Origin of the sequence: Stenotrophomonas oahuensis (genome assembly GCF_031834595.1) — a bacterium.
GTDB lineage: Bacteria > Pseudomonadota > Gammaproteobacteria > Xanthomonadales > Xanthomonadaceae > Stenotrophomonas > Stenotrophomonas oahuensis.
This window is the reverse complement of record NZ_CP115541.1, coordinates 3,708,088-3,720,453: the sequence shown is the minus strand read 5'-3', so window position 1 is coordinate 3,720,453 and position 12,366 is coordinate 3,708,088. Positions and strand designations below refer to the sequence as shown.

At 64.9% G+C, this 12,366-nt stretch carries 12 protein-coding genes; all 12 read left to right on the top strand.

Annotated elements, in window-relative coordinates; genetic code table 11:
• The first annotated feature begins 178 nt into the window (after nt 1–178).
• The 12 genes from flgB to PDM29_RS16595 all read left to right on the top strand — a co-directional run bounded on the left by flgB (nt 179) and on the right by PDM29_RS16595 (nt 12,168).
• Nucleotides 179–574: a flagellar basal body rod protein FlgB gene (flgB, locus tag PDM29_RS16650; protein ID WP_311191169.1), complete on the top strand. Its 396-nt coding sequence runs from the start codon at nt 179–181 to the stop codon at nt 572–574.
• Between the two features lie 3 nt (nt 575–577).
• Nucleotides 578–985 (top strand): flagellar basal body rod protein FlgC, encoded by a 408-nt coding sequence (gene flgC / locus PDM29_RS16645; protein WP_311191168.1) that lies wholly within the window; start codon nt 578–580, stop codon nt 983–985.
• Nucleotides 986–1,011: 26 nt separating this feature from the next.
• A complete protein-coding gene (locus PDM29_RS16640) occupies nt 1,012–1,692 on the top strand; it encodes a flagellar hook assembly protein FlgD (protein WP_311191167.1) in 681 nt (226 codons plus the stop codon).
• A gap of 32 nt (nt 1,693–1,724) precedes the next feature.
• Nucleotides 1,725–2,948, top strand: coding sequence for a flagellar hook protein FlgE (gene flgE, locus PDM29_RS16635; RefSeq protein ID WP_311191166.1), 1,224 nt, complete (start codon nt 1,725–1,727; stop codon nt 2,946–2,948).
• A 32-nt stretch (nt 2,949–2,980) separates the two neighbouring features.
• Entirely contained in the window at nt 2,981–3,733 is a 753-nt protein-coding gene (locus PDM29_RS16630) for a flagellar basal body rod protein FlgF (RefSeq protein WP_311191165.1), read from the top strand.
• An 82-nt stretch (nt 3,734–3,815) separates the two neighbouring features.
• A complete protein-coding gene (flgG, locus tag PDM29_RS16625) occupies nt 3,816–4,601 on the top strand; it encodes a flagellar basal-body rod protein FlgG (RefSeq protein ID WP_125359118.1) in 786 nt (261 codons plus the stop codon).
• A gap of 23 nt (nt 4,602–4,624) precedes the next feature.
• The gene (gene flgH / locus PDM29_RS16620) at nt 4,625–5,314 is read left to right on the top strand and encodes a flagellar basal body L-ring protein FlgH (RefSeq protein ID WP_311191164.1); all 690 of its coding nucleotides are present in this window, start codon (nt 4,625–4,627) and stop codon (nt 5,312–5,314) included.
• An 8-nt stretch (nt 5,315–5,322) separates the two neighbouring features.
• Nucleotides 5,323–6,465 carry a flagellar basal body P-ring protein FlgI gene (locus tag PDM29_RS16615; protein ID WP_311191163.1) on the top strand — a complete coding sequence of 381 codons (1,143 nt, stop codon included), beginning with the start codon at nt 5,323–5,325 and terminating at the stop codon, nt 6,463–6,465.
• Nucleotides 6,465–7,682 carry a flagellar assembly peptidoglycan hydrolase FlgJ gene (gene flgJ, locus PDM29_RS16610; protein WP_311191162.1) on the top strand — a complete coding sequence of 406 codons (1,218 nt, stop codon included), beginning with the start codon at nt 6,465–6,467 and terminating at the stop codon, nt 7,680–7,682. Before PDM29_RS16615 ends, flgJ begins: the two co-directional genes overlap by 1 nt.
• A gap of 8 nt (nt 7,683–7,690) precedes the next feature.
• Nucleotides 7,691–9,568 (top strand): flagellar hook-associated protein FlgK, encoded by a 1,878-nt coding sequence (gene flgK, locus PDM29_RS16605; protein WP_311191161.1) that lies wholly within the window; start codon nt 7,691–7,693, stop codon nt 9,566–9,568.
• The gene (gene flgL / locus PDM29_RS16600) at nt 9,565–10,770 is read left to right on the top strand and encodes a flagellar hook-associated protein FlgL (protein WP_311191160.1); all 1,206 of its coding nucleotides are present in this window, start codon (nt 9,565–9,567) and stop codon (nt 10,768–10,770) included. The genes flgK and flgL overlap by 4 nt, the downstream gene beginning before the upstream one ends.
• A 228-nt stretch (nt 10,771–10,998) precedes the next feature.
• Nucleotides 10,999–12,168, top strand: a complete 1,170-nt coding sequence (locus PDM29_RS16595) for a flagellin (protein ID WP_311191159.1) — start codon at nt 10,999–11,001, stop codon at nt 12,166–12,168.
• Nucleotides 12,169–12,366 lie beyond the last annotated feature (198 nt).

The following is a 12,366-nucleotide window of genomic DNA, read 5'->3' as shown; positions in this document are numbered from 1 at the left end:
CGAAGCCACATCAACCAGACCGCGGCATCCTGGCCGGCGTTCAGACCGTCCGAAGCCGCCCTTCAGGCCTTCATGAACGCGGAGCGGAGAGCTGACACGCATGGCGTGTCACTACGGCTCCCACCCGTTTTGGCATGGCACTTGCACAACTCCCCACAACATCCCGTGGGAGTGCGTCATGCCCAACTTGATTTCCGACTATCTGGGGGTCCATGCCCAGGCCATGCCGTTGCGCGAGCAGCGGATGAAGCTGATTGCCAGCAACCTGAGCAATGCCGACACGCCCGGGTACAAGGCCCAGGACCTGGATTTCGATGCCGCCCTGCGCAACGCCCAGGGGCTGGACAGCAATGGGCTGATGCAGGCCACCAATGAGCAGCACTTCCTGACCGGCAACGGGCTGAACCCGTTCCAGATCACCAAGGAAGGCATCCAGCCCAGTCTGGACGGCAATACCGTTGATCCGGATACCGAGCGGGCCGCCTACGGCCGCGCCGCGCTGGAGTACCGCGCGTCGCTGAGCTTCGTCGAATCCAAGGTGCGCTCCATGCTCACCGCGATCACGGGGCAATAAGCCATGAGCAACCTGCCCATTTTCGATATCGCCGGCTCCGCGCTGCAGGCCCAGTCCGTGCGTATGAGCACGCTGGCCTCCAACCTGTCCAATGCCGATTCCATCACCGGCTCGGCCGATACCGTCTACAAGCCGCTGGAGCCCATCTTCCAGGCCGTCACCAGCCGCACCGATCCGAACATCACCACGGTGCAGGTGAAGGAAATCAGCCAGAGCGACGCCGCGCCGATCAAGCGCTATGAGCCCGGCCACCCGCTGGCCGACGCCGATGGCTACATCTATCAGCCCGACGTCGATCCGGTCGCGCAGATGGTCAATCTCATTTCGACCTCGCGCAATTACCAGGCCGGCGTGGAAATGCTGACCACCGCCAAGGAACTGGCACTGGCCACCCTGACCATAGGTCGCTGACCCTTCTTCCTGCAGGACACCCCGTCATGAGCACCACCAGCGGCGTCAGCAACACCGACATCTACAGCGCACTGGGCCTGACCGCGCCCAACAGCGACACCACCAAGAAGAAAGACACGCTCGACCAGGCCGACTTCATGCGCCTGATGACCGAGCAGCTGCAGCACCAGGATCCGCTCAAGCCGATGGACAACACCCAGATGGTCGCGCAGATGGCGCAGCTGTCGCAGGTGCAGGGCATCACCGACCTCAACACCACCGTCAAGGGCTTCCAGGAAGCGATGGCCGGCGACCAGGTCCTGCGCGGTGCGGCGCTGGTCGGTCATGAGGTGTTGGTGCCGTCCACGCAATGGCAGCTGGAAAGCGAAGGTGACACCACCGGCATGGTGGCCGCACCGGGTGCCGGCTACGTCAACGTCGACGTCACCGATGCCAATGGCGTGAAGGTGGCCCAGATCAGCGTGGAAGCCAAGGCCGCCGGCGAAGTCACCTTCGACTGGGATGGCAAAGATGCCAGCGGCAATCGTCTGGATCCCGGCAAGTACACCCTCACCGCCACCCACACCGACACCAGCGGTACCCAGACCAAGTTGAGCACCTACGTGGAAGCGCCGGTGGAAAGCGTCACGGTCGGCTCCGATGGGCTGTACCTCAACCTCAAGGGGCTGGGCACTGCCCCGCTCGATTACGTGCTGCGCGTCAGCTGATCCAACCCGTACCGCATTCGAAGGAGAACGCCATGGGCTTCAACATTTCGCTGTCCGGCATCAATGCCGCCAACGCCGACCTCAACGTCACCGCCAACAACATCGCCAACGTCAACACCACCGGCTTCAAGGAATCGCGCTCGGAGTTCGCCGACCTGTTCTCGGCCACCAGCTACGGCCTGTCCAAGAACGCCGTCGGCTCCGGCGTGCGCCTGAGCAACGTCGCCCAGCAGTTCTCGCAGGGCAACAACGAGCAGACCGGTCGCAGCCTGGACATGGCCATCTCCGGTGAGGGCTTCTTCACCATGAGCATGAACGGTGCCCGCGTGTATTCGCGCGCCGGCAACTTCCAGACCGATCAGGCCGGCTATGTGGTCAACCCGCAGGGTGCCCGTCTGCAGGTGTTCGCACCGAACGCCGACGGCACCAGCTTCGATGCCGGCCGCCTGACCGATCTGCAGCTGCTCACCACCGACAGCCCGCCGAAGCAGACCGCGCTGGTCACCACTGCGTTCACCCTGCCGGCGAATGCCGAAGAACCGACCATCGCCGCGTTCGACCCGACCAATTCCAAGAGCTACAACCACTCCACCGGCGGCATCACCGTCTACGACTCGCTGGGCGTCAGCCATACCCAGACCTCGTACTTCGTGAAGACCGCCAATCCGAACGAATGGCAGGTCTACAACTACGTCGACGGCCAGGCCGCTGGCGCACCGACCACCCTGACCTTCAACAATGCCGGCGCACTGACCCAGCCGGCCACCGGTCAGATCGTGATGGATCCGTTCACCCCGACCACCGGTGCCGGCACCCTGTCGATGACCCTGGACGTGAGCGGCTCCACCCAGTACGGCGAGAAGTTCGCACTGCGCAACACCCAGCAGGACGGTTACGCGGCTGGCAAGCTCAATGAGATCACGGTCAGCGAAGAAGGCGTCGTGTATGCCCGCTACTCCAACGGCGACGACAAGCCGCTGGGCCAGGTCGCCCTGACCACGTTCAACAACAACCAGGGCCTGGAAGCCAAGGGCAACAACCTGTGGGTGGAAACCTTCAGCTCGGGCACGCCGCGCACCGGAGCGCCGGACAGCTCCAATCTCGGCCAGATCCAGGCCGGTTCGCTGGAAGCCTCCACCGTCGACCTGACCGAGCAGCTGGTCAACATGATCACCGCCCAGCGCAACTTCCAGGCCAACTCGCAGATGGTCTCGACGATGGACCAGATCACCCAGACCATCATCAACATCCGTTGATGAGCTGCTGACCGTCACACGGGAACACGATCATGGACAAGGCACTCTACGTTGCGATGACCGGCGCCCGCGCCTCCCTGCAGGCGCAGGGCACGCTGTCGCACAACCTGGCCAACACCGATACGCCTGGATTCAAGGAAGCCCTCGCCAACACCGAGGCCTTCCCGATCAAGGGCGACGGCTACGCCTCGCGCGTGGATGCCCTGCACGTGGACGCCGGCTTCAACCGCCGCCAGGGCGCGCAGCAGATCACCGGCAATCCGCTGGATCTGTCGCTTCAGGCGGGAAACTGGCTGGCGGTGCAGGCCCCGGCCGGCGGCGGTGAGGCTTATACCCGGGGTGCTGCGTTGTCGATCACCCCGAATGGTCAGCTGGTCACCGCCGGTGGCCACGCGGTGCTGGACGAGAACGGTGCACCGATTGCGATTCCACCGCACCAGGCGATGGACATCGGCAATGACGGCACGATTTCGATCATCCCGCTGGGTGAAGGCCCGCAGACCATGGCCAACATCGGCCGCATCCGCGTGGTGCAGGCCGCTGATGACCGCCTGGAACGCGGGCTGGACGGCCTGATGCGCAACACCGATCCGCAGCAGCCGTTCGTGCAGGCCCAGGGCAAGTCGCTGGAAAGCGGTCAGCTGGAAGGCAGCAACGTCGATGCCGCCGGTGCCCTGGTGCAGATGATCCAGCTGCAGCGGCAATACGAAATGCAGGTGAAGGTGATCAAGCACGGCGACGAAAACGCCCGCAGTGCCAATTCCCTGCTGCGTCTGGGCGGCTGATAAGCAGCCGTGACGTTTTTCCGGCGCAGTTCTGGCACGCGCCATGCATGACCCCTGATAACCGCTTGATAGGAACACCGCCATGAACCAGGCACTGTGGATCGCAAAAACCGGATTGGACGCGCAGCAGACGCGCATGTCGGTGGTGTCCAACAACCTCGCCAACACCAACACCACCGGCTTCAAGCAGGACCGTGCCAGCTTTGAAGACCTGCTGTACCAGCAGGTGCGTCAGCCCGGCGGTTCCTCCTCGGCGCAGACCCAGTTGCCCACCGGCCTGCAGTTGGGCACCGGCGTGCGCGTGGTCGCCACTTCGAAGAACTTCGAACAGGGCAGCCAGCAGCAGACCGGCCGCGCGCTGGACGTGATGGTCAATGGGCGTGGCTTCTTCGAAGTGCAGATGCCCGACGGCACCTCGGCCTATACCCGCGACGGCTCGTTCCAGCGCAACCAGAACGGTGAGCTGGTCACCAACAGCGGTTACCCGGTGCAGCCGGGCATCCAGATTCCCGAAGGCGCGCAATCGCTCACCATCGGCACCGACGGCACCATCAGCGTGAAGATGGCCGACGACGCCGCCTCGGTGGAAATCGGCGCGCTGACCCTGACCGACTTCGTCAACCCGGCTGGCCTGCAGGCCCGCGGCGAGAACCTGTTTCTGGAAACCACCGCCTCCGGCCCCGCGCAGAACGGCAACCCCGGTCTGAACGGCCTCGGCAGCGTGGTCCAGGGTGCACTGGAAGGCAGCAACGTCAACGTAGTCGAAGAGCTGGTCTCGATGATCGAAACCCAGCGTGCCTACGAAATGAACGCCAAGGCTATTTCCACCACCGACGCCATGCTCGGCTACCTCAACACCAACGTCTGACCGGTCTGAACCAGGACTTTCCCATGTCACTGCGCCCTGCCCTTCGCCTCCTGCTGGCCAGCGCCATCACCGCTTCACTCGGTGGTTGCGTGATTGCCGGCGATGTCCGCCCCTACCCGGCCATGGCTCCAGTCACGCCGGTGATGGCACCGCAGGTGGCCCCGACCGCTGGCGCGATCTACGCCGCCGGCCCCGGGCTGCAGCTGTATTCGGATCGTCGTGCGCGTGATGTCGGTGATCTGCTGACCATCACGCTGACCGAAAGCACCACCGCGTCGACCACGGCCAATACCAGCACAGACAAGGAATCGAACCTGGCACTGGGTACGCCGACGATCTTCGGTGCACCGGTAACGCTGGGTGGCAAGGACATCCTCGGTGCCAGCGCGACCGGTTCGCGTGACTTCACCGGCAAGGGCAGCAGCGCGCAGAGCAACCGCCTGCAGGGCAGCGTCACGGTGACGGTGATCCAGCGCCTGCCGAACGGCAACCTGGTCGTGCAGGGCGCGAAGAACCTGCGTCTGAACCAGGGCGATGAACTGGTGCAGGTGCAGGGGATTGTGCGCGCCGCGGACATCACGCCGGACAACACGATTGCGTCCAGCCGCGTCGCTGATGCGCGCATCGTGTATGGCGGGCGTGGGCCGGTGGCGCAGTCCAATGCGATGGGCTGGTTGAGCCGGTTCTTCAACTCGGCGTTGACGCCGTTCTGAGTACTGACATGAACATTTCTTTCGTTCGGGTTGTGCAGCCACGCAGAGCGTGGCTCTACAGCGTAGTCACAATCCTGGGGATTCTTGGTTTTGCTGCGAACGCTTCGGCGGAGCGCATCAAGGATCTGGCCCAGGTCGGGGGCGTGCGGGGCAACGCGCTGGTGGGCTACGGGCTGGTGGTGGGTCTGGATGGCAGCGGCGACCGCACCAGCCAGGCACCGTTTACCGTGCAGAGCCTGAAGAACCTGCTCGGCGAGCTGGGCGTCAATGTGCCGGCCAACGTCAATCCGCAGTTGAAGAACGTGGCCGCAGTGGCGATCCATGCCGAACTGCCGCCGTTCGCCAAGCCGGGCCAGCCGATCGACATCACCGTGTCGTCCATCGGCAACGCGGTGTCGCTGCGTGGCGGCTCGCTGCTGATGGCCCCGCTGCGCGGTGCGGATGGCCAGGTGTACGCGATTGCCCAGGGCAATCTGGTGGTGGGCGGCTTCGGCGCGCAGGGCAAAGATGGCTCGCGGGTCTCGGTGAATGTACCCAGCGTCGGCCGCATTCCCAACGGCGCCACTGTGGAACGTGCCCTGCCCGACGTGTTCAGCGCTGGCGGTGACATCACGTTGAACCTGCACCAGAACGACTTCACCACGGTCTCGCGCATGGTCACCGCGCTGAACGCCGCGTTCGGCGAAGGCGCGGCTCGTGCAGTGGACGGCGTCACCGTGGCGGTGCAGTCGCCCAGCGACCCGGGCGCGCGCATCGGCATGCTGGCCCGTATCGAAAACCTGGAACTTACCCCGGGCGCAGCGCCGGCCAAGGTGGTGGTCAACTCGCGCACCGGCACCGTGGTCATCGGGGCCCAGGTCCGCGTTGGCGCAGCCGCCATTTCGCATGGCTCGCTCACCGTCACCATCAACGAGAACCTCAACGTCAGCCAGCCCAATGCGCTGGCCGGCGGTGACACCGTGGTCACCCCGCAGTCCACCGTGACCGCCACCGCCGATGGCAGCCGCATGTTCAAGTTCAACGGCGGCACCACGCTGGATGAGATCGTGCACGCGGTCAACGCCGTGGGCGCCGCTCCGGGCGACCTGATCGCCATCCTGGAAGCCCTCAAGCAGGCCGGTGCGCTGAGCGCCGAGCTCGAGGTGATCTGATGCGCATTCAACCGGCACTCGAACTCAATCCCACCCAGCCCAACAGCCCGGCCAAGGTCGACGAGGTTGCGCGGAAGCTCGAGGGACAGTTCGCGCAGATGCTGGTCAAGAGCATGCGCGACGCCAGCTTCGGCGACTCGCTGCTGCCGGGTGAGAACACCATGTTCCGCGACATGTACGACCAGAAGATTGCGGATGCGATGACCAAGGGACGCGGCCTGGGGCTGTCGGCGATGATCGCGCGCCAGCTCGGTGGCGGCGACGCGGATGCCGCCAAGCCGGTCGACACCCGTCTGGATGCCAGCGCGGCGTTGCGTGCCTATCGCTTGAACGCCCCTGCGGCTGCACCCATGACCCTGCCTGCCAGCGATGCCGCTCCGTCTCCGGCCAGCAGCGAAGTCGACCTGCTGAAGCAGTTGAACGGCCGCGATCCCTCCGCCGTGCTGCAGCCGATGGAACGCGCGCTGGACCTCATTGCCGGTCGCGAAACCAGCCAGATGCACGAGGCCATCGGCCGCAGCGAGCCGTATGCGGCGACCAACACCGCTACCACCGACTGGTCGGCGATGGCGGACGACCGCTGGAGCGGCGTCAATGCACCGGCACCGGCAACGTCGGCCGTGGATACCCTGGCTGGCAGCACCGCAGCCGCGCAGCTCGGCGCACACACCCCGGAAGGCTTCGTCGCCAGCATCTGGGGCCACGCCCAGCAGGCCGCGCGCGAACTCGGCGTGGATGCCAAGGCGCTGGTTGCCCAGGCCGCACTGGAAACCGGCTGGGGTCGCAAGCTCATCCAGCGCAACGGCGGTGCCGGCAGCTCGCACAATCTGTTCGGCATCAAGGCCACCGGCTGGAGCGGTGAACGCGCCACCACCGGCACCCATGAGTACGTCAACGGCGTACGCCGTAACGAAACCGCCAGCTTCCGCGCCTATGGCTCGGTTGGCGAAAGCTTTGCCGACTACGTGAAGCTGCTCAAGAACAGCCCGCGCTACCAGAACGCCCTGCAGGCCGGCACCGACGTGCGCGGCTTCGCCCGCGGCCTGCAGCAGGCCGGCTATGCCACCGACCCGTCCTACGCCGCCAAGATCGCCGCCATTGCCGGCGGTCCGACCATCGAGCGCGCCGTGGCCGCCGTGGACGATGCCAGCCAGCGCCTGGGACGCACCTTTGCCAGCACCTCCAGCCCGGCTGGGCTGGGTGTCATTCGACGTTGAGGTAACCCATGTCTGTACTTTCCACCGGCACCAGTGCCCTGCTCGCCTTCCAGCGCGCCCTGGCCACCACCAGCCACAACGTCGCCAACATCAACACGCCCGGCTACAGCCGGCAGAAAGTTGACTTCGCCACCGCCACCCCGCAGAACCTGGGCTATGGCGACGTCGGCAACGGGACCCGCATCAGCGACATCCGCCGCGTGGCCGACCAGCTGGCGATCTCGCGCCTGCTCGACGGCAGCGGCGAGCTGGCGCGGTTGAAGCAGCTCTCCACCCTCGCCGACCGCGTCGACAGCCTGTTCTCGGACACCGCGACCAACGTGTCCGGGGTGTGGTCGAGCTTCTTCGACACGGTCAGCGGACTGTCGTCCAACGCCTCCGGCACCGCCGACCGGCAGAACATGTTGGACTCGGCTGGTAACCTGGTGCAGCGCTTCAAGCAGCTCAACGAGAACCTCAACAGCCTCAACGAAGAGGTCAACAACGGTCTCATCGCCGGTGCCTCCGAGGTCAATCGCCTCGCCGCCGAGATCGCCCAGATAAACGGTGCCATCGGCAGCAACGCCAACAACGCCGCGCCTGACCTGCTGGACCGCCGCGACCAGCTGATCGCCAACCTGATCGGCTACACCGGCGGCACTGCGGTGATGCAGGACGGCGGTTTCATGAATGTCTACACCGCCGGTGGCCAGGCCCTGGTGGTGGGCACCAGTGCGACCAAGGTCACCACCGTCACCGATCCGTACCAGCCCGAGCGCCTGCAGCTGGCGCTGGAGACCCAGGGCCAGAAGATCACCCTGGACCCGAAGAACCTCGGCGGCCAGATTGGCGGCCTGCTGGAGTTCCGCGAAACGGTGCTCACGCCGACCCAGGCCGAACTCGGTCGTCTGGCAGTGGGCCTGGCCAGCAGTTTCAACGAGATCCACCACAACGGCGTGGATCTCTACGGCCAGATGGGTGCGGATTTCTTCAACTTCGGCAGTCCGCGCATCACAGGCAATACCGGCAACACCGGCAGCGCCAGCTTCAGCACCGCCTACGGCGACCTTTCCAAGCTGGACGGCCAGAACGTGATGCTGCAGTTCAACGGCACCACCTGGCAGGCGACCCGCGCCGACACCGGCGCGGCCATTCCGATGACCGGCACCGGCACCGCCGCCGACCCACTGGTCATCAATGGCGTGGAGCTGGTGATGTCCGGCACCCCGGCCAACAATGACCGCTTCCTGCTGCAGCCGACCGCCGGCGTCGCCGGCAGTCTGTCGGTGGCGATCACCGACACCTCGCGCATTGCCGCCGCCGCCCCGGTCAAGGCCGCTGCCGGCCTGACCAACACCGGTACCGGCAAGGTCAGCGGCGTGGCGGTGACCGATTATGCCAACGCCAATCTGCGTAACCCCGCTGCAATCGTCTTCACCAGTGCTACCGAGTACACCATCGATGGCACCGGGCCGTTCACCTACACCGCTGGCGGCACCATCAGTGCCAACGGCTGGAGCTTCGTACTCGACGGTGCGCCCAAGACCGGCGACAGCTTCAACATCACGCCGACCCCCGCCGGCTCCAGCGACAACAGCAACGCGCTGCTGCTGGCCAAGGTGGAGGACGCCAAGGCCTTCAATGACGGCACCGTCACCCTCAACGGCGCGCTGGGGGGACTGACCACCCTGGTCGGCTCTGCCGCACGCGCCGCTGACTATTCGCTGCAGGCCCAGCAGGTCATCACCGACCAAGCACAGGCCGCGCGTGATTCCATTTCCGGGGTGAATCTGGACGAGGAAGCCGCCGACATGCTCCGCCTGCAGCAGGCCTACCAGGCCGCTTCACAGCTCATTTCCACTGCTGACACCATGTTCCAGACCATCCTGGGGGCCGTATCGCGATGAACAACCGAATCTCCACCGGGATGATGTTCAACCAGTCCATCAACCTGATGATGGCCAAACAGAGCAAGATGAACCACCTCGAACAGCAGCTCGCCACCGGCAAGAAGCTGGTGAGCGCCAAAGACGACCCGGTCGCCGCCGGCACCGCCGTCGGGCTTGACCGCGCCGTGGCCGAACTGGAACGCTTCGAGCGCAACGGCGACGTGGTGCAGAACCGCCTGGGCCTGCAGGAAAACGCGCTGGCCCAGGCCGGCGACATGATGGCCCACATCACCGAACTGACCATCCAGGCCAACAACCCTGCCCTGTCCTCCTCCGACCTCAAGGCCATCGCCTCGGAGCTGAAGAGCGTCCAGGAAGGCCTGCTGGCGCTGGCCAACAGCACCGATGGCACGGGCCGCTACCTGTTTGGCGGCACCAACGACTCCGAAGCCCCCTTCAAGCTGAGCAACGGCGTGGTCACCTACAGCGGTGACCAGACCCAGCGCCAGATCGAGGTGGCTCCGGACACCTTCGTCAAGGATGTGCTGCCCGGTAGCGAGATATTCCTGCGCATTCCCACCGGCGATGGCCGCCTGGACGGCAGTGCGGCCGCCGGCAATACCGGTACCGGCGTGCTGACCACCTTCGGCCAGCATGCTGCCTCGGGCAGCTGGAATGGCCAGAGCTACACCGTGCGTTTCACTGCGGCCGATACCTACGAAGTGGTGGATGCCACCAATACCGTGGTTCAGACCGGTGCTTTCAAGTCCGGCGAAGACATCACGTTCCAGGGGGTTTCCATGCGGATTGAAGGTGAGCCCGCCGCGGGCGACAGCTTCGGCGTGGGTGCAGCCAGTTCGCGCGACATCTTTGCCACGCTCGATGGGCTGATCTCCGCGCTGGACACCGCCGCCGATGATCCAACCGCCGTCGCCCACCAGCAGAACGTGCTGCAGGGGGCGCTCCGTGACGTGGCCCGTGCGTCGGAGAAGTTCATCGACGCGCGCGCGGCCGGTGGTGCGCAGCTGAAGGCGATTGATGATGCCGGCGCGCTCAGAGATGCGAACAGCGTCACACTCAAGACCACGTTGTCGGCGATGCGCGACCTGGATTACGCGGAAGCAATCGGCCAGTACCAACTGGAGCAGATCTCACTGCAGGCCGCGCAGACCATCTTCACCCAGATGCAGCAGATGAGTCTTTTCAACGCCATCCGCTGATCGCGACAGAGTGACGCGCATCGCGCGTCACCACGCCGAAAGCCTTGTGCCACAAGGCTTACGCCGACCATCACCCTGCCCGGGCTGATGTTCTTGGCGTTTTTTTCCTCAAGCAATCTCACACCACGCCGTTATCCCTCCTGCAAGCACTGCGTCGACGCCTGACGCAGCCACTGCATCGTTCCGGGTGCACGCCGCGGCCGGACATTGCCCACAGGAAACAGATACATGGCACAAGTAATCAATACCAACGTGATGTCGCTGAATGCGCAGCGAAATCTCTCCACCAGCGGCTCCAGCCTGGCCACGACGATCCAGCGCCTGTCTTCGGGCCTGCGCATCAACAGCGCCAAGGACGACGCCGCCGGCCTGGCGATCTCCGAACGCTTCAGCACCCAGATCCGCGGCCTGGACGTTGCCGTGCGCAACGCCAACGACGGTATCTCGCTGGCCCAGACCGCCGAAGGCGCGATGGTCGAAATCGGCAACAACCTGCAGCGTATCCGTGAGCTGTCGGTGCAGTCGGCCAATGCCACCAACTCCGACAGCGACCGTGAAGCGCTGAACTCGGAAGTGAAGCAGCTGGTTTCGGAAATCGACCGCGTCAGCCGCCAGACCAACTTCAACGGCACCAAGCTGCTGGACGGTTCCTTCGGCGGCGCGCTGTTCCAGATCGGTGCAGACTCGGGCCAGACCATCGGCATCAACAGCATCGTCAATTCCAGCACCTCGGAGCTGGGCAACGGCCTGTACGCGGCCAAGCAGACGTCGACGGCCGCCGCAATGGGTGGTGCTGCCACCGCCGCCGGCACCGTGACCGACATGGAAATCAATGGCGTGGCCATTGCCGACATCGACGTGGCCATTGGTGACAAGGGTGCCGACGTCAGCAAGAAGCTGGTCAACGCCATCAACGACAAGATGGACCAGACCGGCGTCTACGCCTCGCTGGATAAGGACGGCAAGCTGGAACTGACCTCGCTGAAGTCGGGCAAGGACTTCGAGTTCACCGCCGCCACCACCGACGCCACCGGCCTGACCATTGCCCTGGCCGGCATCGCCGACGCCGATGCTACGGCCCGCGACACCGTCAGTGGCGTGGACATCTCCTCGGTCGCCGGTGCTCAGAAGGCCCTGTCGATCGTCGACGACGCCCTGACCGCGGTGAACAGCTCGCGCGCCGACATGGGTGCGATCCAGAACCGTTTCACCTCGACGATTGCCAACCTGAACACCACCTCGGAAAACCTGTCGGCCTCGCGCAGCCGTATCCGCGACACCGACTACGCCAAGGAAACCGCCGAACTGACCCGCACGCAGATCCTGCAGCAGGCCGGTACCGCGATGCTGGCCCAGGCCAACCAGTCGCCGTCCAGCGTGATGAGCCTGCTGCAGTAAGTTGTACCTTCACCGTGTAACGCGAAAAACCCGGCTCCGGCCGGGTTTTTTTTTGTTCGTCGTTGGTTGGCATTCGACGATCTACGGGTCGCCGGGCCTTGCCCGGCTCTACTTGACACCCGCGGAAATTTCGGAAATCGAACCCTAAAGGTTCCCGGAAACGTGTCGTTATTGTTTTCAACCAGGGCACATCGCCCT

Bases quoted from the DNA above. Each gene is read 5' to 3' on its own strand.
- flgB (WP_311191169.1), top strand. From the start codon at position 179: ATGCCCAACTTGATTTCCGACTATCTGGGGGTCCATGCCCAGGCCATG.
- flgC (WP_311191168.1), top strand. From the start codon at position 578: ATGAGCAACCTGCCCATTTTCGATATCGCCGGCTCCGCGCTGCAGGCC.
- PDM29_RS16640 (WP_311191167.1), top strand. From the start codon at position 1,012: ATGAGCACCACCAGCGGCGTCAGCAACACCGACATCTACAGCGCACTG.
- flgE (WP_311191166.1), top strand. From the start codon at position 1,725: ATGGGCTTCAACATTTCGCTGTCCGGCATCAATGCCGCCAACGCCGAC.
- PDM29_RS16630 (WP_311191165.1), top strand. From the start codon at position 2,981: ATGGACAAGGCACTCTACGTTGCGATGACCGGCGCCCGCGCCTCCCTG.
- flgG (WP_125359118.1), top strand. From the start codon at position 3,816: ATGAACCAGGCACTGTGGATCGCAAAAACCGGATTGGACGCGCAGCAG.
- flgH (WP_311191164.1), top strand. From the start codon at position 4,625: ATGTCACTGCGCCCTGCCCTTCGCCTCCTGCTGGCCAGCGCCATCACC.
- PDM29_RS16615 (WP_311191163.1), top strand. From the start codon at position 5,323: ATGAACATTTCTTTCGTTCGGGTTGTGCAGCCACGCAGAGCGTGGCTC.
- flgJ (WP_311191162.1), top strand. From the start codon at position 6,465: ATGCGCATTCAACCGGCACTCGAACTCAATCCCACCCAGCCCAACAGC.
- flgK (WP_311191161.1), top strand. From the start codon at position 7,691: ATGTCTGTACTTTCCACCGGCACCAGTGCCCTGCTCGCCTTCCAGCGC.
- flgL (WP_311191160.1), top strand. From the start codon at position 9,565: ATGAACAACCGAATCTCCACCGGGATGATGTTCAACCAGTCCATCAAC.
- PDM29_RS16595 (WP_311191159.1), top strand. From the start codon at position 10,999: ATGGCACAAGTAATCAATACCAACGTGATGTCGCTGAATGCGCAGCGA.